Raw genomic sequence first — 19,148 nt, forward strand, 5'->3', positions numbered from 1 at the left:
ATGTCAGACAAACCGCTTCTCGATATCCGCGATCTGAAGATCGAGGCGACCGTCTATCCGCCCGGCGAAAAGCCGAAAACGATGACCCTGGTTCATGGCGTGTCGCTGACCGTCGAGAAGGGCAAGGTGCTTGGCCTGATCGGCGAAAGCGGCGCGGGCAAATCGACCATCGGCCTGTCATCCATGGCCTACGGCCGCGGCGGGGTGCGGATCTCGGGCGGCGAGATTTTCGTGAATGGCCGCGACATCATGAAGGGTGGTGCGCAGGGCTTGCGCGAACTGCGCGGCAAGGAAGTGACCTATGTGTCGCAATCCGCAGCCGCCTCCTTCAATCCGGCCAAGCGGCTGATGGAACAGGTGATCGAGGCCTCGCTTATCCATGGCTTGATGTCGAAGTCCGACGCCGAGGCGCGGGCGGTAGGTCTTTTCCGCAAGCTCGGCCTGCCGAACCCCGAAACCTTCGGCGAGCGCTATCCCCATCAGGTGTCGGGCGGCCAGCTGCAGCGGGCGATGACGGCGATGGCGCTGTGTCCCAAGCCCGATCTGGTGGTGTTCGACGAACCGACGACCGCGCTTGACGTGACGACGCAGATTGACGTCCTGATGGCGATCAAGGAAGCGATCCGCGATACCGGGGTTGCCGCGCTTTATATCACGCACGACCTCGCCGTGGTGGCGCAGGTCTCGGATGAGATCATGGTGCTGCGCCACGGCAAGATGGTGGAATGGGGCACGACCGACCAGATCATCAACAAGCCGCGCGAGGACTATACGCGCGCCTTGGTGTCGGTGCGCTCGCATGAACATGCCGAAAAGCCCTCGTCCGGCGATCCGGTCCTGAAGGTCGAGAATGTAACGGCGCGCTATCGCTCGGTGCCGATCGACGTCCTGAAGAATGTCTCGGTCGAGATCGAGCCTGGCCATACGCTAGCGGTGGTGGGCGAGAGCGGATCGGGCAAGTCGACGCTTGCCCGCGCCATCACCGGCCTTCTGCCGCCGATGCGCGGCCAGATGATCTTCAACGGCCGCACGCTTTCGAACGACCTTGCGGGCCGGACGAAGGAAGACCTGCGCGAGCTGCAGATGATCTACCAGATGGCAGACGTTGCGATGAACCCGCGCCAGACGGTGGCGACGATCATCGGGCGGCCGCTGGAGTTCTACTTTGGCCTCAAAGGCGCGGAGCGCGATCGCAAGGTGCAGGAGCTGCTCGACCAGATCGAGATGGGCAAGGGCTTTGCCGACCGCTACCCGGCCGAGCTTTCGGGCGGTCAGAAACAGCGTGTCTGCATCGCCCGCTCGCTTGCCGCCAAGCCCAAGCTCATCATCTGCGACGAGGTGACATCGGCACTTGATCCGCTGGTGGCGGAAGGGATCCTCAAGCTGCTTCTCGATCTTCAGAAACAGGAGAAGGTTGCCTATCTCTTCATTACCCACGACCTCGCGACCGTTCGCGCCATCGCTGACAGTATCGCTGTGATGTACAAGGGGCAGGTGGTACGTTACGGACCGAAGTCCGACGTGCTGGCGCCACCCTTTGACGATTATACCGACCTTCTTCTTTCGTCTGTGCCTGAACTCAGGCTCGGCTGGCTTGAAGAGGTGATCGCGCATCGCAAGATGGAGAGCGCCGGCAACTGAGCGGCTGGCGCCTTCACACTTTCCGGACAAGAACATGGCCAACAAGCTTCTGCTGATCATCCTCGACGGCGTGCCCTATGCAAACTGGCGCCGCCTGTTCGGCAATCTCGAAGGCTGGGTGGAGGCGGGCGAGGCGCAGGTCTGGCGCATGCGCTCGGTCCTCCCCTCGACCTCGGCCTGCTGTTACGCCTCGATCCATACCGGCCTGACGCCGCAGGTTCACCGGATATGGGACAATGCCGATATCCGGCGGCTGGAATTTCCGGATATCTTCTCGGAAGCGACGAAGGCCGGGATGAAGACCGGTGCCGTGACCCACAGCTACTGGTCGGAATTCTTCAACCGGGCGCCCTTCGATGTTGTGCGCGACATCGAATATGACGAGCCGGGCGGGCCGATCACTCATGGCCGCTTTCATACGATGAAAGGCTATGGCCACGACAACCAGATGACGCCCGCCGATTACGACCTATTTGGCACGCTGACCCGGCTCTGCGAGGTCAAGGGCATCGACTACGGCATCCTTCACACCTGCACGCTCGACAGCATGGGGCACCGGTTCTATCACGACTGCGAGGCGATGGATAATGCCTGTTTCTCGATGGATGCGACGCTTGCCCCCTTCATCGACCGCTGGCGGCGCGGTGGGTACGAGGTGATTGTGACCGCCGATCATGGCCAGGACGGGCGCGGCCATCATGGCGGCACCGGCGAGGCGCAGCGCGATTTCGCGCTTTACTATTTCGGCCCGGCCGAGGGTCCGGCACCCGATGTGCTGCTTGATCAGCTGCAGTTGGCGCCCACGATCCTTTCGCGCCTCGGCGTGCCTCAACCCGAGACGATGAAGGGCGAAAGCTTCCTCTTCTGAAGTTCAGGACCGGTAGTCCGAGCCTTCATCATCGAGGATCGCCTTCATCTCGCTCAGGTGCGCCTGGGCGAAGCCGGGGTAGGTCTCCCATTCACGCGCCGTCTTTTCGGCGATATCGTCAGAGAGCACCCGCAAGGGCCGCCCGGTCTGCAGGGCGCGGATATAGGTCTCGGCCGCGCGCTCGAAATAGTAGAGCCGATGAAAGGCTTCAGCGATGGTCGGGCCGATGACCAGAACGCCATGATTGCCCATGATCATCGTGGTGATCTTCGGGTCCGACAGCATCTGCGCGCAACGCGCGCCTTCCTCCTCGAACGCCATGCCGCCGAAATGATCGTCCACCACATGGCGGCCGAAGAACATCGCGGTGTTCTGGTCGATCGCGGGCAGGCGGGAATCGGCAAGGCTCGCGAGCACCGTCGCATGGACGGAATGGACATGCATCACCACCCGCGCATGCGGGCAGGCGCGGTGGACCGAGCCATGCAGGCCCCAGGCGGTCGGGTCCGGCGCGTCCGGGCGATCCATCGTGGCGGGATCGTTCGCGTCGATCTCCAGAAGGTCCGAGGCGCGGATGCGGGCGAAATGCCGCCCGTTGGGGTTCATCAGAAAGCGCGAGCCGTCGGCATTCACCGCGCAGGAGAAATGATTGGCGACGGCCTCGTGCATGTTGAGCCGCGCGGTCCAGCGGAAACAGGCGGCAAGGTCGGTACGCTCTGCCACATGGGTGAGGTTCGGGCGTTCATGCTGGGTCATTCTCGTTCCTTTCACAAAGCGCCGCGCCAGGGAATTTCTCCGCGCCCGAGCGCGCGGATACCATCGACGATGTTTGCAAAACTCCGCCCGGCGCGGCCGACGGTGCGGCGAGCCCGCAGATAGCCGTGGACGAGGCCGGGCTCGGTCACCGAATGGGCCTGCCCGCCCGCGCGGCGGACCTTTTCGGCATAGGCGGCGCCGTCGTCGGCGAGAGGATCGCATTCGGCCACATGGATGAGCGTCGGCGGCAGGCCGGTGAAATCGTGGTCGATGAGCGGCTGCGCGGTCGGGTCGCTTTCGGGCTCGATGCCATCCTCATAGCGAACAGTGCCGTAGAACAGTACGTCATCGCGGGTCAGCATCGGCGCCTTTGCATGGTCGATGTAGCTGCCCTTGTCCTTGTCGCCTCCGAGGACGGGATAGATCAGCACCTGACCTCGCAGAGGCAAGCCAAGGCCACGCGTCGCATGGGCGACCGCGGCAGCAAGGTTGCCACCTGCACTGTCGCCCGCAAGGACGAGCGGACCGGGAAAGGCCGCCGCCACTGCACTGAAGGCCGCCAACGCATCGTCGAAATGGGCCGGGTGACGATATTCTGGCGCGAGGCGATAGTCGGCCGCGACAACCCGATAGCCGGTGCCAACCGCGATCTCGGCGCAGACATCGTCGTGGCTTTCAAGCCCGCCGACCACGAAGCCGCCGCCATGCAGATAGACGACTGTCGCGGTCGGCGGTGTCCCCTCAGGCACATAAAGGCGGCAGGGAATGCCGCCAAAGGCGCGATCCTCGACTGTAAGGCCGGGTGGATAACCGCGATGGAAGGCGCGGCACATCGCATCATAAATCTCTCGCTGACGTTCGATCGGATAGGTCGCGGTTTCCGGCGGGTACCAACTTTCGCTTTCCCGGATGAAGGCCCAGGTCTCGGCGTCGATCAATTTCTTATAGTCGGGCAAGGGCGCTTCCTCTTCGCTTTCAGAGTTCCACCGCCGGGCGGGGCGGGCGCGCGCATTTGCGACACCGGCGCGCCGGAACCGGCCTCAGCCTGCGGAAGGATGGATCGCTGGCCGGTAGCCTGCAGCGATGATCCGGACGAAGGGATCGGGCGTCAACACCGGAACCGTCTGCGGTATCCGGCAGGGCAGGGCAGGGGAATAGCCGCCGGGGCGCCAGGGCAGGAAAGCCTTTCGCAGGCGAAGTGCGGGCTGGCCGTCGATCAGCGCAAAAGTGCCGTCGGGCAGGTCCTCCGCGTGCGCGTCAAAGCGGCGCTGCCTGCCGGTCGCCGGATCAAGCCGCGCCGCATGAAGGATGAAGTCCATCGCGTCGGCACCGGGCGCGTCCGGCAGACCCGCACGGCGCCAGGCAGCCTGAAAACGTTCATAGTCAGCGCGACGGCATTCGGCGCAGGGGCGATGACCGGCGGCGAAAGCCACGGCTTCATCAAGGAAGAACAGTTCAGTATAGCGGCCGGGCTGCAAGAGCGCACGCCTGCGATCCTTGAAGCGGGTCAGGCAGGTGATCCAGCGTTTACCGTTGCAGTTCCGGCGAATGTTGCCGTCCGCACCGTGCAGGCAGCCGCGATTGCCCATGAAGAGGCCGCGCGCCGGATCGGCGATGATCGAAGAAAAGGGTGTCACGCGGTTCTGGTGGGGCATCCTCGATCTCAGGTGGCGCCGCTCCGGCTCAACCTTGCTTGCGGGCGCCAGCATGGGCTGGCTTTTGCCGATGCCGCAAGCCGAAAGATGCCGATGGCAGGACAGTTACCGCCGACCCGATCACGCTTGCGTAGGGCCCCCTTGGCTTGGGGGCGGTGCCGCTCCATGTCGGTGGCGACCGCAGGCCCGGCTCTTCCCAACGGAGCATCGCTCCCTTCCCCTCCGACCCGGCCGGGTCTGCGGCAACAAAAGGAGAAGAGAATGAAAGAGGCACTTTTCAAAGCCGGGCTGGCGCTCGCGTTCGGGGCCACGCTTGCCGTTCCCGCAAGCGCCGGGGGCCTGTCTGCGCCCCAGTCCGAAGCGCCGGTTGTCGCGCCCGCTCCGATCATCGCGCCCAGCGCGGACTGGACCGGCGGCTGGGTCGGCGCCAAGCTCGGCTACGGCGATGCGTCGTACGGGGCAAATGACGGGACCGGCGCCACCTACGGCATAGCGGGCGGCTATGACTGGGATTTCGGCCAGTGGATCGCCGGTGTCGGCCTCGATTGGGACAAGACGAATATCGATCTCGGCAACGCGGGCGACAACCTCGATTCGATCGCGCGCCTGAAGTTCCGCGCCGGCGCAGATCTTGGCCGGACCTTCCTTTACGGGACGGCGGGTGCTGCGCGCGCCAAGGCCGATATCGGCGGGGCGAGCGTCAGCGACAATGGCTGGTTCGGCGGTGTGGGTCTAGATTATGCGCTCACGAACCAATGGACGCTTGGCGGCGAGATCCTGACCAACCGCTTCAACGATTTCGGCAACACCGGCACCGACCTTGATGCCACCACCGCGAGCGTCAATCTCGGCTTCCGCTTCTGACCCGACCGCCGGATGCGGGCTTGCACCGGCCCGCGTCCGGCCCGCGACCGGGCCGTCACCACCGGCCGGTCGCCCCTCCGCCGGACGAGCGTCCGCCCCCGAAGGAGTCGTCGCTGCTGTCGCGGTCGGACATGCGGCCGAGGCTGTCACGACGCTCCTCGCGCCAGTCGCAATTGTCGCACCGGGTAGCGCCGAATCCGCGTACTGTTCCGGCATCTGGAGCAACATGGTCGCGATGCAAGCCGCGGCGTCCGCAGGACGGGCAGCGGCGATAGGGAAGCGCCCAGCCTTCGATCCGACGCCGAAATACAGCGAAGATCATGAAACCGGCGGCGGCAAGTCCGATCAGCAGCGAGAAAAGGTCATGGCGGCTCCAACGCTCGGCCGCAGGCAGCGTTTCGGGCGGCAGTTCGGCCAGATGGCGGCGGGCGATGCGCTCGATCAGCTGATCGACGCCCGCGCTGATCGCTGTGCCCGGCCGCCCGGCACGCAACTCGGGCACGATCCAGCGGCTGACGATATCCTGCGCGGTCACATCAAAGCCCTGATCATAACCCGCGCCAAGCTGTACCCGCACGATGCGATCCTCGCTCAGCACCAGCAGCATGATGCCATCGTTCAGATCGGGCCGCCCCACGCCCCAGTGATTGAACAGATCCTGCGCGAAACGCTCAACCGTCACACCAGCATCGTAGGCGGCCTGTGAGGAGAGCGTGACGACGGTCACCTCGACGCCTGTCTCGGTTTTCAGCGCACGAAGACGGTCGCGCAACGCCGCAGCATCCCCGTCGGGGACGAGATGCGCCTCATCGGTCAGATAGGGATCGGTCGAGGACGGATAGGTCGCGGCCATGGCGGCACCGCCGAGGCTCAGAAGCGCAAGCAATATGCGAAGGAAAGACATCATTCTTTACTCCCACCGGCCTTTCCTGCCTGTCTAACCCGCAGAACAGCCCAGCGGCAATGCCGCTCAGCCGCAGGTCCGGCCTGTCGTATGACCGTCGCGGTTTCGCGCCAATTCCGACATTTTCTTCTGAGAGATACCGATAGATCATTGTTCATGATATTGACACATCATCGGGCGGTATTTCCGTCCCAACCAAAGAAGAACAGTAACGAGGTCTGACATGTCACTCTCACGCAGGGCACTTCTTGGAACGGCGCTCTGCGCCCTCGGTGTGACCGCCGGCTGCGTCGGCGGCGGGGGCGAAGCCTTCCGAACTTACTATGATCAGCCGGTCCCGTCCGACGTGGCGCGCAGCTGGCGCGTGACCCAAGTCGTGGTGACTGCGCCGCATTCGCTGAAAGTCTCCGAAGAGCGGAGCTATGAGCCGAAGGCGGATATCGTCTGGCGCGAGGATCCCGAGGGCGACCGTTATGCGCAGGTCGAGAAGCTCATGCGCGATGCGATTGCACGGGGCGCGAGCGGCCTGCGCGGCTCGGTTCCGGTACGGTTCGAGGTCACCATGACCCGCTTCCACGCCCTGACATTCGAGGCGGAATCGCTGCCTTACAAGAACATCGGCGTCCACAACGTCAACTTCATCATGAAGGTCGTGAACGCGCGCACCGGCGAAGTTCTGGTCGGTCCGTCGGAGATGGAGGCCTCGCTACCCGCGATGACCGGCAACGAGATGATCGCTGCGCGGATTCGCGGCGAGACGCAGAAATCGCAGATCCAGGCACATGTTGCCCGCACGATCCGGGCCTGGCTGAGCCTTGCCCCGGACAATCGCGGCAGCTTCAGCCGCGCGGGCGCCTGACCGGCGCCACCCTAGTCGAACGGGGCGAGCGCGGCCTGAGCCTTCCGGGTCAGGCCCGCCCGCACGATCCTGTAGGATTGCGACAGCCTGTGGCGCAGTTCCTCATGCGATGTGTCGACCGGCAGATAGATCCATGACCGGTGGAAATAGGGCGCACGCTCGCCCACGCCCGCGGCAATCAGCATCTCGGCCGTTTCAACGGAGTCGGTCTTGACCGAGACGCCGGTCTGGATGGCGCCCACGCAGGCGAACATCTTGCCGCCCACCTTCCACGCATCGTGCCCGCCGCCCCACGGGTCCGAAACTTCGGCCCCCGGGAGGGTCGCACACATCTGGTTCACCCGCTCGCGGCTCATGCGACGAGGATCGCACGGGAGGACCCCCAAGAAAAGCCGCATAAGAAAAGCTTTGCCTTTTGCCGCTGCTGCGCTATGCAAAGCCCATGACGACGAACGGCATCATCTGCATTTGCTGCATTACCCTCTGACTTCGTCAGGCGGGCCGTTCCTCTGTTTCCCAAGCACTGTGAACAAGGTATGTCCCGCCTCAGGGCAGATGCGCGCAGGCGTAAGGGACGGACATGACCGATATCAGGCTTTACAATACCAGGACGCGCAAGAAGGAGAGCTTCGCGCCGATCGACCCCGAGAATGTCCGCATGTATGTCTGCGGGCCCACCGTCTACGACCGCGCCCACCTCGGCAACGCCCGCCCCGTAATCGTCTTCGACGTGCTCTATCGGCTTCTCCGCCATGTCTATGGCGAGGATCACGTGACCTACGTTCGCAACTTCACCGACGTTGACGACCGGATCAACGAGACGGCGCTGGCCCGCAAAGCAGCCGGCGCGCCCGGAACGCTTGAGGAGCTGATCCGCGAGCGGTCAAACGAAACGATCGACTGGTATCATGCCGACATGGGTGCCTTGGGCGCGCTGCCGCCGACGCATGAGCCACGGGCGACCGACTTTATCGCCCAGATGGTGGCGATGATCGAGGGCTTGATCGCGTCGGGCCATGCTTATGCGAAGGAGGGACATGTTCTCTTCCGCGTCCGGTCCTATGAGGATTACGGCAAACTCTCCGGCCGCTCGGTCGACGACATGATCGCGGGCGCAAGGGTCGAAGTCGCGCCCTTCAAGGAAGACCCGATGGATTTCGTTCTGTGGAAGCCATCCGACGCCGATCTGCCCGGCTGGGACAGTCCCTGGGGTAGGGGGCGGCCGGGCTGGCATATCGAATGCTCGGCCATGAGCCATGACCTCTTAGGCGAAAGCTTCGACATCCACGGCGGCGGGATCGACCTGCAGTTCCCGCATCATGAGAACGAGATCGCCCAGTCGAAATGCATGCACCCGGAGGCCGTTTTTGCCAGGGTCTGGATGCATAACGAGATGCTGCAGGTCGAGGGCAAGAAGATGTCCAAGAGCTTGGGCAATTTCTTCACCGTGCGGGATTTGCTGGACAAGGGCGTGCCGGGCGAGGTGATCCGGTTCGTGTTCCTGCAGACGCATTATTCCAAGCCGATGGATTGGACTGAGGAGAAGGCGCGGCAGGCGCGACAGGAAGTCGATCAATGGGTCACGATGCTTTCGGTTCGGCACTGGTTGCTGGATGAGGAAATAAAGGAAAGCGGCGCGGATGATGGTGTCTTGGCCGCGCTGGCCGATGATCTCAATACATCGTTGGCGCTGACAAGGTTGCGAGCGCTCGGTCGGTTTCTCGAAGGAGTTGAATACCTCAACCTTTCGGATGGGGAGCAGTATCGTATGGACTGCATGTTCATCTCCACAGCAAGGCTCCTCGGATTTGATCTGGTAAGCTTGGCAAGGAATGCGAGGGCGAAAGCACCTGTCAGAGACCTGGAATACTTCGAATTGCGTCTGGTTCAGGAGAGAAGCGAGGCGAGAGAGTCTGGCAACTTTGCTACCCTAGATGCGCTGAAGTCCGCACTCGTCGCTGCAGGGGTTGAGGTGCGCATGTCGAAGGATGCCGTAGAACTGAAGGTTACGCCACATTTTGACGCGGCCAAACTGGAGGTTCTGAAATGAGCCCGCTCTTGGGAGCCAGAGCGCAACAGAGGCTTGCGCCGGGCCCGCGGGGAGGGCGCGTTTGCGCCCGCCCCGGGGGGGCGGGTCGGGCGCAAGCCGGTTCGCAAGCGAACCGGCAAGATGGGGAAGCGCCATGACCAAGGACCGCCTTTCCCTCTACGACACCACCCTGCGCGACGGCCAACAAACCCAGGGTGTCCAGTTCTCGGTCGCCGAGAAACTCCAGATCACGCAGGCGCTCGACCAGCTCGGCCTCGACTATATCGAGGGTGGCTGGCCCGGCGCGAACCCGACCGACAGCGATTTCTTCGCGGCCCGACCGAAGACCCGCGCCACTTTCACCGCCTTCGGCATGACCAAGCGCGCCGGACGGTCGGCGGCGAATGACGATGTGCTGGCGGCCGTCCTGAACGCGGGCACACCTGCGGTCTGCCTCGTCGGCAAGACCCATGATTTTCATGTCACGACCGCGCTCGGAATCACGCTTGAGGAAAACCTCGACAATATCCGCGCCTCGGTCGCCCATCTGGTCGCCCAGGGCCGCGAGGCGCTTTTCGATGCGGAACATTTCTTCGACGGCCACCGCGCCAACCCGGCCTATGCGCTGGCCTGCCTGAAAGCCGCCCATGACGCGGGCGCCCGCTGGATCGTGCTGTGCGACACGAACGGCGGGACGCTTCCGGCCGAGGTCGGCCGGGTGACGGCCGAGGTGATCGCGGCGGGGATCCCGGGCGACCGTTTGGGCATCCACACCCATAATGACACCGAGAACGCCGTCGCCTGTTCCCTCGCGGCTGTCGATGCGGGCGCGCGCCAGATCCAGGGCACTTTGAACGGATTGGGCGAGCGCTGCGGCAACGCGAACCTGACGGCGCTGATCCCGACGCTGCTGCTGAAGGAGCCCTACGCCAGCCGTTATGAGACTGGCGTGACCCTCGATGCGCTGAAGGGGCTGACGCGCATCAGCCGGATGCTTGATGACATATTGAACCGCGTGCCCCTGAAGGCCGCCGCCTATATCGGCGCCTCGGCCTTCGCCCACAAGGCGGGGCTTCACGCCAGCGCCATCATCAAGGATCCCACCACCTACGAACATGTCGATCCCGCCGTGGTCGGCAACGACCGCATCATCCCGATGTCGAACCAGGCGGGCCAGTCGAACCTGCGCGCCCGCCTTGCTGCCGCCGGGATCGAGGCGCCGGACAATGGTGCGCTCTCCCGCATCCTCGACGAGGTCAAGCGGCGCGAGGACGAGGGCTATGCCTATGACGGGGCCCAAGGGTCGTTCGAACTGCTGGCGCGGCGCGAGCTTGGCCTTCTGCCGGACTTCTTCGAGGTCAAACGCTACCGCGTGACGGTCGAGCGGCGGAAGAACAAGCACAATCAGATGGTGACGCTGTCCGAGGCGGTTGTCGTGGTGAAGATCGGCGGCGAGAAGATGCTGTCGGTCAGCGAGAGCATGGACGAGACCGGATCGGACCGCGGCCCCGTCAACGCCCTCTCGAAGGCGCTTGCCAAGGACCTCGGCCCCTACCAGCGCTATATCGCCGACATGAAGCTTGTGGATTTCAAGGTCAGGATCACGCAGGGCGGCACCGAGGCGGTGACGCGCGTCATCATCGACAGCGAGGACAGCGCGGGCCATCGCTGGTCGACGGTGGGCGTCAGCCCGAACATCGTCGACGCCTCGTTCGAGGCGCTTCTTGACGCGATCACCTGGAAGCTCGTCCATGACGGCGCGGTGCCGGCGTGAGCCTCGATGATTGCGCCGCGCTGGTTCAGGCGGGCGATCCGGTGCGCTTTGCCGCTGCGATGGCGGCGCCCGTCGCTGCGCGGGCGAAGCTCTGGCCGCTTTATGCGCTCAACCTCGAGATCGCGCGCGCGCCCTGGGCGTCGGCGGAACCGATGATCGCCGAGATGCGCCTGCAATGGTGGATCGACACGCTCGACGGGCTGGGGCAGGGGCAGGCGCGCAATGGCCATCCGGTGAGCGCGGCGCTCCTGCCGCATCTGTCGGGAAGGGCGGATCTGGCGGGGCTGCTTGCGGGCATCGCCGAGGAGCGGCGCTGGGATTGCTGGAAGGAACCGTTCACCGATGATGGGGCGTTTGAAGCTTATGTCGACGCGACCTCCGGCAACCTGATGTGGGCTGCGGCGCGGCTTTTGGGTGCGGACCGCACCGCCGAACCTGCCGTCCGCTCCTTCGCCTGGGGTGCTGGGCTTGCCGCCTATCTGATGGCGGCGCCGGAACTGGAACGCCGCGGGCGCATTCCCTTCACGGATGGCCGTCCTGAAGCGCTTGCGTCTTTGGCGGACGAGGGCCTGCACCGGATGGCCGAAGCGCGCAAGGCGGCGAAAACGATACCGCCTGAGGCGCGGCCCGCACTCTGGCCCGGCGCTTCGGCCGCAGCCATCCTGCGCCGCGCGGCCCGAGCCCCCGCGCTTGTTGCCGCAGAAGCGCTCGCCCCCTCGCCCTTCATCCGGCACTGGCACCTCGCCTCTCGGGCGCTTCTCGGGCGCTTCTGACCCCTCTTCCGTTCAAAATATCCCGGGGGAGTCCCGGACCTGTCCGGGACGGGGGCAGCGCCCGCGTCAGCGGGCGGCTGGCCTGAGCAAAAGCCAGATGAGCGAGGCACCGGCCAGCACGAGGAAGGGCAGCATGGCAATGTTGACCGCGTTCCAGCCCGCCACCACGTTCGTCCCCGAACAGTTCATCAAAACACCGGAAGAGAGCGAGGCCGCGGTGACACCGCCGAATACGACAAAGTCGTTGATCCCCTGGATCCGGCCCTTTTCTTCGGGCCGGTGCGCTGAAGACAGAAGCGTCGTGGCGCCTATGAAGCCGAAGTTCCAGCCAAGCCCCAATAGGATAAGCGCGAGATAGAATTGCTCGATCTGCACTCCGGTCAGGGCAACCGCTCCGGCACCAGCCAGGATCGCGAGACCGGTGCCGATTATCACCGGCGCACCGAAGCGGGCGATGAGATGACCGGTGAAGAAGGCGGGCGCGAACATTGCCAGCACATGGGCGCGGACGATATCGGCGGCATTGCCGGTCGAATAGCCGCAACCGACGACGGCGAGCGGCGTCGACGTCATCACGAGGTTCATCAGCGCATAGGCGACCATCGCGCAGATCATCGCGACAACAATCGTCGGATCGCGCAGAAGCTCGCGCCGGGTGCGGCCAGGCGAGGCGCCTTCCGCGCTGCGCGCGGGCCTCGGAATGTCAAGGCCGAGGAACAGGAGCGAGCCCAGAAGGTTCAGCGCCACCACCGCCAGATAGGTACCGAGGAAGGTGACGGCCAGAGCGTCATTGGTGTGTTTGGCCAGTTCCGGCCCGACAAGAGCCGAGGCTAGGCCGCCCGCCATTACGTAGGAAATGGCTTTCGGACGGAACTCCGGGCTCGCGGTATCGGCTGCCGCGAAACGGTAAAAGCCCTGCGCCGACATATATGTCCCGGTCAGCAGCGAACCCGCCAGGAAGAGCGGGAAGGACCCTTTGATCAGCGCGAATGCCGCCACCCCGGCACCGAGCGCACCGAAAAGTGCGCCCGCGACAAAGCCTGCGGCACGGCCGTAGTGCGCCATCAGCGCGGACAACGGATTGGCCGATAACATCGAGCCGAGCACGATCATCGAGATGGGCAGCGTCGCCCAGCATGGGTTCGTGGCAAGCATCTGCCCGGCAAGGCCGCCGACGATGAAGATCATCGGCATCTGCGAGCCCATGATCGCCTGCGCGGCCACAAGCACCATCACATTGCGACGGGCGCGACGGTCGTCGGACTGAGGAAGGCTCATGTCGGTCATGGGCGGAGCTAGAGCCGAAAGTTCTGACCTCCGCAAGCCGAAAGCGCTTTCGCCTTGGTAACACAGCCGCTAGGTGAGGGCAGGGGGGGCGCCATGGTTGGACGCATCATCGAAACGGCGGACGATCTGGCGGAGGGCGCGGCCTGGCTTTCGACCCGCGACCCGCGCCTCGCGCAGGCACTGGCAGATGTCGGCCCCTTGCCGCTCAGGCGCAATCCCGGCGGCTTCGCCGCGCTTCTCGACGCGATCATGTCGCAGCAGGTATCCGTTGCCTCGGCCGATGCGATCTGGCGGCGGCTTGAGGCCGCGGGCCTTACCGAGGCGCCTGCCGTCGCGGCGGCGGGCGAGGAGGCTTTGCGCGCCTGCGGATTGTCGCGGCAGAAAATCCGCTATGCGACGGCGCTGGCAACCGCAGGCCTCGACTTCGAGGCGTTGGCAGAATACCCGGACGAAGAGGCGATCGCAGCCCTTGTCGCTTTGCCGGGGATCGGGCGCTGGACCGCCGAAATCTATGCGATGTTCTCGCTCGGCCGCGCCGATGTGTTCGCGCCGGGCGATCTTGCCCTGCAGGAAGCGGCGCGGATGCTGTTCGATCTGGAGGAGCGCCCGTCTGAACGCGCGCTCAGGGCGATGGCCGAGGATTGGTCACCCTGGCGGGCGGTTGCGGCACGCGCGCTCTGGGCCTACTACCGCCATGTGAGAAGCCGGGAAGGGATAAGATGACACGAGAGTTGCAGTTCGCGACAAAGGCGGCACGGTCTGGCAAGGCCCGGTCGCTGGTGATCTTCCTGCATGGATATGGCGCCGATGGTGCCGATCTTCTCGGCCTCGCCGATCCTTTGGCGCCACATCTGCCCGATACCGCATTCATCGCGCCCGATGCGCCTGAGCCTTGCGCGGGCAACCCGTTCGGGCGGCAATGGTTCCCGATCCCCTGGCTGGACGGATCGAGCGAGGAAGAGGCCAAGGCGGGGCTCGCCCGCGCGTCGGACGACCTCGATGCCTTCATCAACGCGCGGCTCGCCGACTATGCTCTCGCGTCCGGCCGGCTCATCCTCTTCGGCTTTTCGCAAGGCACGATGATGGCGCTGCATGTCGCGCCACGCCGGGTCGAGCCGGTCGCGGGGATCGTCGCCTTTTCCGGCCGCCTTCTCGCGCCCGAACGGCTTGAGGTCGAGGCTCAGTCCAAACCACCGGTCCTTCTGGTCCATGGTGATGCCGATCCGATGGTGCCTTTCGCCGACATGCAGCTTGCCGGACAGGCGCTGACGGCTGCAGGGTTCGAGACCTATGGCCATGTCATGAAAGGCACCGGGCACGGCATCGCACCAGACGGGCTGTCGGTCGCGCTGCAGTTCATGCGCGAGCGGCTTGGCGGCTGAGCCACCCGCTCGCAGTACGTTTCTTGCGCGATCGACGGCCGGAAAGCAGGAAGATTGTCGCGTGTCAGGCAAAAATCCGCCGCCCGCCCTTGCATCCCGTCGTCTGGTTGTTACGTTGGACGTACCGAATCTTTGGGAGACGACCGAATGAGCCTTCTCGCCCTGACTTCGCTGGTGCTTCTCGCGCTGATCGAAGCCCGTGCGCGGCGCGTTCCGGTCAAGGCCGAGGCAACCGCTCGCCGCACGCGCCGGTCCTGACGCCCAGATCGTCCGTATTTCTTTTCCCTTCTTGCCGTCTGGGCCGCTCTCGTTTGCCTTGGCGTCACATTTCTGTGCGGCGCAAGGAATATAGCGGGGCTTGTCAGGCGCGAAACGCCAGATATAGTTGTGGATAAGGTGGAGCGGCGCTCCCGCTCCTGGATCCGCAGGGTCCATGCGTGAGGTGTCTTTGGAATGCTCGACCGGACGGACAGCGACGATTTCAGGACGACATTCGTGCGGGAGCCTTCGGCGCTCAAGCACTATCCCGCGCTGGTCCTGAACGCGGATTTTCGGCCCTTATCCTACTACCCGCTGTCGCTCTGGCCTTGGCAGGAGGCGATCAAGGCGGTCTTTCTCGACCGGGTGACGATCCTGGCCGAATATGAGCAGATGGTGCACAGCCAGCGGACAGCCTTCCGAATACCGTCGGTCGTGGTGCTGAAGGAATATGTAAGACCCCAGAAGCGCGTGGCCTTCACGCGCTTCAATCTTTTTCTGAGGGACGAATTCTGCTGCCAATATTGCGGCTCGAGGGGCGATCTGACCTTCGACCATGTGCTGCCGCGCTCGAAGGGCGGGGTGACCAGCTGGGAAAATGTCGTGGCGGCCTGTTCTCCCTGCAATCTCAGGAAGGGCAACAAGAACCTCAAGCAGTCCGGCCTGCATCTGCGCCGTGCGCCGCACCGGCCGACAGCCGAGGAGATGCAACAGGTCGGCCGCCGCTTCCCGCCGAACTACCTGCACGACAGCTGGATGGACTTCCTTTATTGGGACGCCGAGTTGGATGCCTGAGGAGGCAGGATCGCCTTCCGCATCTTGATGAGCGGAACAGGCGCACCGCCGCGAGAGTCGGTGAGATTTTCAACCGGTTCGAAGCCGAAGGCACGATAAAGCGGCGCGCCGGACAGGGTTGCCATCAATTCCAGCATCTTGAAGCCCTCTGCGCGCGCCGCATCCTCGCACAAGCGCAGGATCAGCCGGCCGACCCCGCGACGCACAAATTCAGGGTCGGTATACATGGCCCGAATGCGCGCGGGGTCACTGTCCGGGTTCAAGAGTGCGGGATCACGCCCTGGCGTGGCGCTACTGCCATACAGCGTTGCCCGGCGACTCCAGCCGCCACACCCGGCAATCCTGCCGTCCGATTCGACAACGAAGTAAGTCCGGTCGTCGACCAAGAGCCGGTCCAGCCCCATGATTGCGCGGCTGGAGGCGATCTCGTCGGGCGTCAGAAAGCCCTTTTGCAGCTCGGCAATGGCGCGGTCCATCACTATGGACATCTGCTCGATGTCGGCATGATCAGCAAGGCGTGACAGAAGACCGTCCATGTCATCCTCCATATCGCCCCTGGTCGGCGGCTCGGGCTGCGTCCCGGCAGGCGCGGGCACAGCGCCTTTACCTTTGCCAAGCCTACACTATGCTCTCTGTCAGGGGGAGTTTGATCATGACCGACAGTTTCTTTCGGCCCGTCTCGGGCATGCAGATGCCGCGTTTCGCGGGCATTCCGACCTTCATGCGGCTGCCGCATGTGCCGCTCGATCATCCCCGCATCGCCGAGGTCGATATTGGCCTGATCGGCCTGCCGTTCGACAGCGCCGTCTCGAACCGCCCCGGGCCGCGACATGGGCCGCGCGCAATGCGCGATGCCTCGACCATGATCCGCGCCGAACATCCGATCCACCGCATCCGCCCGTTCGAGGCCGCCAACTGCGCCGATCTGGGTGACGTGGGGCCGAACCCGGTCGATGTGATGGACACGCTCGATCGCTTCACCGCCTATTACAAGGATCTGAAGGCGCGCGGTATCCGGCCGCTCAGCGCGGGTGGCGATCATCTCTGTACGCTGCCCGTCCTGCGCGGCATCGCCTCTGACGGCCCGCTCGGCCTCATGCATTTCGACAGCCATACCGACCTTTACCCTGTCTATTTCGGCGGCAAGGTCCTGACCCATGGCAATCCGTTCCGCCAGGCGGTCGAGGAGGGGCTTCTCGACCCCAAGCGCATGGTCCAGATCGGCATTCGCGGCACGACCTACGATTTCGTCGATATCGACTTCGCTGAGGCAAACGGCATCCGCATTATCCGGATCGAGGAGTTTCATGCGCGCGGCGTGAAGGACGTGATGGCAGAGGCGCGCGAGATCGTCGGGCAGGGGCCTACTTACCTCTCTTACGATATCGATTTCATCGACCCCTCGGTCGCGCCCGGCACCGGCACGCCGGAATGGGGCGGGCCGAATGCCTATCAGGCGCTGCAGGTGGTGCGCGAATGCCTCGGGCTGAATATCGTCGGCGCCGATGTGGTCGAGGTTTCGCCGCCCTTCGATCCGACCGGCAATACCGCCTATCTCGGCGCTACGGTGATGTTCGAGATCCTCTGCCTCATGGTGCGGGCGCTTGAACGCCCGCGGTGAGGTCGGCCTCGCCCTCGCCGATCTCGACCAGTTCGGCGCGGAAACCGGTGCAGGCGCCGCGGATCTCGGCGAGAACCGTGCCGGGGTCCGGCAGATGCGGGGTGGAGATCAGAAGGACACCGCGAAAACCCAGCCTTGTGAGCCGCTCGGCCACGTCCAATATGTCGAAGTCCGGCGCAAGCAGGGGCGCAAGTACCGCGTCTGGCGGGGCGCCGTCTGCCCAGTAGGCGGCGGTCAAGGCGGCGAGGCCGCAGGCGCTTTGCCAGGCGGCCACGTCATTGATTCCGCAACCGCCCTGGCCCCGGCAGGAGCCGAGAACGAGCAGGCGGAGGTTCTTCGAAAGGATGTCGCGGAGCACATCGGGAAGTTGAGAAAAATCTTCGTCTGTCACAGTATCGCTGTCTGAAAAGGACTGGGAAGAAACATGCGGTCGGCCCCATCGGCCGCGTCACCGTGAACAACGCCTCGATCCTATTTCTGGACATGGCCCAAAAAAGGTAAAATATTGGCGCAAACAGATTATTTCAAAATTTCGACATATCCGGCGGCGACTGTGCTACGAGGCAGTTGATCATGGCAGACACACTGTTCGCGACAGTCTTGAACGCCCTTCCCATGCCGGTTCTGTGGCTGGAGGAGGTGGACCGAGTAGTCCTTGCCAATTCCGCCGCCGAGGGCCTCTTTGGCGCGGGGCTGGAAGGGCGCTTGGTCACCGACGTTCTGCGCCACCCGGACTTCCATGACACGTTGGGCGAATGCCTGCGCCTGAGTGAAAAGCGCGTGATCCGCATCGCGCTCATGACCCGGGCCGGTGACCGGCAGTTCGATGTCCATATCGCGCCCACCGGCAGCGAGGCTTCCTCGGTCGTCTCGTTCGACGATCAGACCGCGCTCGATCAGGCCTCGGCGATGCGGCGGGATTTCGTCGCCAATGTCAGTCATGAACTGCGCACGCCGCTGACTGCGCTCGTGGGGTTCATCGAAACCCTGCGCGGCGCGGCGCGCGACGATGCCGCCGCGCGTGACCGGTTCCTCGCCATCATGGAGCGGGAAGCGGGCCGGATGATCCGGCTTGTCAGCGATCTTCTGTCGCTGTCGCGTGTCGAGGCCGAGGAACATCGCCGCCCGCTCGGCACGGTCGAGATGGCGGGGCTGATCCGCGGCGTGATCCAGACCCTGCGCGATCAGGCAGAAGCGGCGGGGCTGGAAATCGCGCTGATGGAGGACGGCGCACCCTATCCGGTGCGCGGCGAATCGGATCAGCTTGTGCAGGTGCTGCAGAACCTTGCCGAAAACGGCATCAAGTATGGCGGGGCGGGGCAACGGCTGGAATTCCGCCTGACGCGGGTTGCGCGCGAGCCGAAGATTCAGGGGCCCGCCATCGCGGTCGAAGTGGTGGATTTTGGCGATGGAATCGATCCGATCCACCTGCCGCGCCTGACCGAACGATTCTACCGGGTCGACAGCCATCGCTCTCGCGAGAAGGGCGGAACGGGTCTCGGACTCGCAATTGTAAAACATATCGTCAACCGCCATCGCGGGCGGCTGAAGATCGAAAGCGATCCCGGAAAAGGCAGCAAATTCAAGGTGATACTGCCCGCTGGCTGATCCGGCCGAAAGGTGGTTGCCAAAGGTCGGCGCCGCCGGGCGTCATCAAACTGTTACGCAGCCGACACAAAAGC

General features: G+C 64.3%; 20 protein-coding genes. 12 read left to right on the forward strand and 8 right to left on the reverse strand.

Features of this window, described 5'->3' with window-relative positions; all coding sequences use genetic code 11:
* On the forward strand, nucleotides 1-1,641 hold the full coding sequence (locus OU426_RS01950) for an ABC transporter ATP-binding protein (RefSeq protein ID WP_267632893.1): 1,641 nt from the start codon (nucleotides 1-3) through the stop codon (nucleotides 1,639-1,641).
* Between the two features lie 34 nt (nucleotides 1,642-1,675).
* Nucleotides 1,676-2,509: an alkaline phosphatase family protein gene (locus OU426_RS01955; protein ID WP_267632163.1), complete on the forward strand. Its 834-nt coding sequence runs from the start codon at nucleotides 1,676-1,678 to the stop codon at nucleotides 2,507-2,509.
* A 3-nt stretch (nucleotides 2,510-2,512) separates the two neighbouring features.
* Here the strand turns inward: OU426_RS01955 and OU426_RS01960 are convergent, their stop codons facing one another.
* From OU426_RS01960 to OU426_RS01970, 3 genes are all read right to left on the reverse strand, one after another.
* The gene (locus tag OU426_RS01960) at nucleotides 2,513-3,265 is read right to left on the reverse strand and encodes a class II aldolase and adducin N-terminal domain-containing protein (RefSeq protein WP_267632164.1); all 753 of its coding nucleotides are present in this window, start codon (nucleotides 3,263-3,265) and stop codon (nucleotides 2,513-2,515) included.
* 11 nt (nucleotides 3,266-3,276) lie between these two features.
* On the reverse strand, nucleotides 3,277-4,221 hold the full coding sequence (locus OU426_RS01965; protein WP_267632165.1) for an alpha/beta hydrolase: 945 nt from the start codon (nucleotides 4,219-4,221) through the stop codon (nucleotides 3,277-3,279).
* 84 nt (nucleotides 4,222-4,305) lie between these two features.
* Nucleotides 4,306-4,920 (reverse strand): hypothetical protein, encoded by a 615-nt coding sequence (locus OU426_RS01970; protein ID WP_267632166.1) that lies wholly within the window; start codon nucleotides 4,918-4,920, stop codon nucleotides 4,306-4,308.
* Between the two features lie 261 nt (nucleotides 4,921-5,181).
* On the opposite strand from OU426_RS01970, the gene OU426_RS01975 reads away from it, so the two are divergent.
* Nucleotides 5,182-5,784, forward strand: coding sequence for an outer membrane protein (locus OU426_RS01975; RefSeq protein ID WP_267632167.1), 603 nt, complete (start codon nucleotides 5,182-5,184; stop codon nucleotides 5,782-5,784).
* A gap of 55 nt (nucleotides 5,785-5,839) precedes the next feature.
* On the opposite strand, the gene OU426_RS01980 is transcribed toward OU426_RS01975, so the two are convergent.
* On the reverse strand, nucleotides 5,840-6,691 hold the full coding sequence (locus tag OU426_RS01980; RefSeq protein ID WP_267632168.1) for a TPM domain-containing protein: 852 nt from the start codon (nucleotides 6,689-6,691) through the stop codon (nucleotides 5,840-5,842).
* Nucleotides 6,692-6,911: 220 nt separating this feature from the next.
* Between OU426_RS01980 and OU426_RS01985 the strand changes: the two genes are divergently transcribed.
* A complete protein-coding gene (locus tag OU426_RS01985) occupies nucleotides 6,912-7,547 on the forward strand; it encodes a DUF6778 family protein (protein WP_267632169.1) in 636 nt (211 codons plus the stop codon).
* Nucleotides 7,548-7,558: 11 nt separating this feature from the next.
* Here the strand turns inward: OU426_RS01985 and OU426_RS01990 are convergent, their stop codons facing one another.
* Nucleotides 7,559-7,903 carry an MmcQ/YjbR family DNA-binding protein gene (locus tag OU426_RS01990; protein ID WP_267632170.1) on the reverse strand — a complete coding sequence of 115 codons (345 nt, stop codon included), beginning with the start codon at nucleotides 7,901-7,903 and terminating at the stop codon, nucleotides 7,559-7,561.
* Between the two features lie 224 nt (nucleotides 7,904-8,127).
* On the opposite strand from OU426_RS01990, the gene cysS reads away from it, so the two are divergent.
* From cysS to OU426_RS02005, 3 genes are all read left to right on the forward strand, one after another.
* The gene (cysS, locus tag OU426_RS01995) at nucleotides 8,128-9,597 is read left to right on the forward strand and encodes a cysteine--tRNA ligase (RefSeq protein ID WP_267632171.1); all 1,470 of its coding nucleotides are present in this window, start codon (nucleotides 8,128-8,130) and stop codon (nucleotides 9,595-9,597) included.
* A 133-nt stretch (nucleotides 9,598-9,730) separates the two neighbouring features.
* Nucleotides 9,731-11,350 carry a citramalate synthase gene (gene cimA / locus OU426_RS02000; protein ID WP_267632172.1) on the forward strand — a complete coding sequence of 540 codons (1,620 nt, stop codon included), beginning with the start codon at nucleotides 9,731-9,733 and terminating at the stop codon, nucleotides 11,348-11,350.
* The gene (locus OU426_RS02005; RefSeq protein WP_267632173.1) at nucleotides 11,347-12,123 is read left to right on the forward strand and encodes a squalene/phytoene synthase family protein; all 777 of its coding nucleotides are present in this window, start codon (nucleotides 11,347-11,349) and stop codon (nucleotides 12,121-12,123) included. The genes cimA and OU426_RS02005 overlap by 4 nt, the downstream gene beginning before the upstream one ends.
* Before the next feature lie 66 nt (nucleotides 12,124-12,189).
* Here OU426_RS02005 and OU426_RS02010 read toward each other — a convergent pair whose 3' ends face one another.
* The gene (locus tag OU426_RS02010; protein WP_267632174.1) at nucleotides 12,190-13,410 is read right to left on the reverse strand and encodes an MFS transporter; all 1,221 of its coding nucleotides are present in this window, start codon (nucleotides 13,408-13,410) and stop codon (nucleotides 12,190-12,192) included.
* Between the two features lie 93 nt (nucleotides 13,411-13,503).
* Between OU426_RS02010 and OU426_RS02015 the strand changes: the two genes are divergently transcribed.
* From OU426_RS02015 to OU426_RS02025, 3 genes are all read left to right on the forward strand, one after another.
* A complete protein-coding gene (locus tag OU426_RS02015; protein ID WP_267632175.1) occupies nucleotides 13,504-14,133 on the forward strand; it encodes a DNA-3-methyladenine glycosylase family protein in 630 nt (209 codons plus the stop codon).
* The gene (locus tag OU426_RS02020; protein WP_267632176.1) at nucleotides 14,130-14,792 is read left to right on the forward strand and encodes an alpha/beta hydrolase; all 663 of its coding nucleotides are present in this window, start codon (nucleotides 14,130-14,132) and stop codon (nucleotides 14,790-14,792) included. The genes OU426_RS02015 and OU426_RS02020 overlap by 4 nt, the downstream gene beginning before the upstream one ends.
* Before the next feature lie 453 nt (nucleotides 14,793-15,245).
* On the forward strand, nucleotides 15,246-15,845 hold the full coding sequence (locus tag OU426_RS02025; RefSeq protein WP_267632177.1) for an HNH endonuclease: 600 nt from the start codon (nucleotides 15,246-15,248) through the stop codon (nucleotides 15,843-15,845).
* On the opposite strand, the gene OU426_RS02030 is transcribed toward OU426_RS02025, so the two are convergent.
* On the reverse strand, nucleotides 15,818-16,381 hold the full coding sequence (locus tag OU426_RS02030) for a GNAT family N-acetyltransferase (protein ID WP_267632178.1): 564 nt from the start codon (nucleotides 16,379-16,381) through the stop codon (nucleotides 15,818-15,820). The genes OU426_RS02025 and OU426_RS02030 overlap by 28 nt on opposite strands.
* Nucleotides 16,382-16,497: 116 nt before the next feature.
* On the opposite strand from OU426_RS02030, the gene OU426_RS02035 reads away from it, so the two are divergent.
* Entirely contained in the window at nucleotides 16,498-17,466 is a 969-nt protein-coding gene (locus OU426_RS02035) for an agmatinase (protein WP_267632179.1), read from the forward strand.
* On the opposite strand, the gene OU426_RS02040 is transcribed toward OU426_RS02035, so the two are convergent.
* Entirely contained in the window at nucleotides 17,435-17,857 is a 423-nt protein-coding gene (locus OU426_RS02040; RefSeq protein WP_267632180.1) for a hypothetical protein, read from the reverse strand. The genes OU426_RS02035 and OU426_RS02040 overlap by 32 nt on opposite strands.
* Nucleotides 17,858-18,039: 182 nt before the next feature.
* Here OU426_RS02040 and OU426_RS02045 point away from each other — a divergent pair, with 182 nt between their 5' ends.
* Nucleotides 18,040-19,074: an ATP-binding protein gene (locus OU426_RS02045; RefSeq protein WP_267632181.1), complete on the forward strand. Its 1,035-nt coding sequence runs from the start codon at nucleotides 18,040-18,042 to the stop codon at nucleotides 19,072-19,074.
* Nucleotides 19,075-19,148 lie beyond the last annotated feature (74 nt).

The sequence above is a fragment of the Frigidibacter sp. RF13 genome (assembly GCF_026626305.1).
Lineage (GTDB): Bacteria > Pseudomonadota > Alphaproteobacteria > Rhodobacterales > Rhodobacteraceae > TMP-24.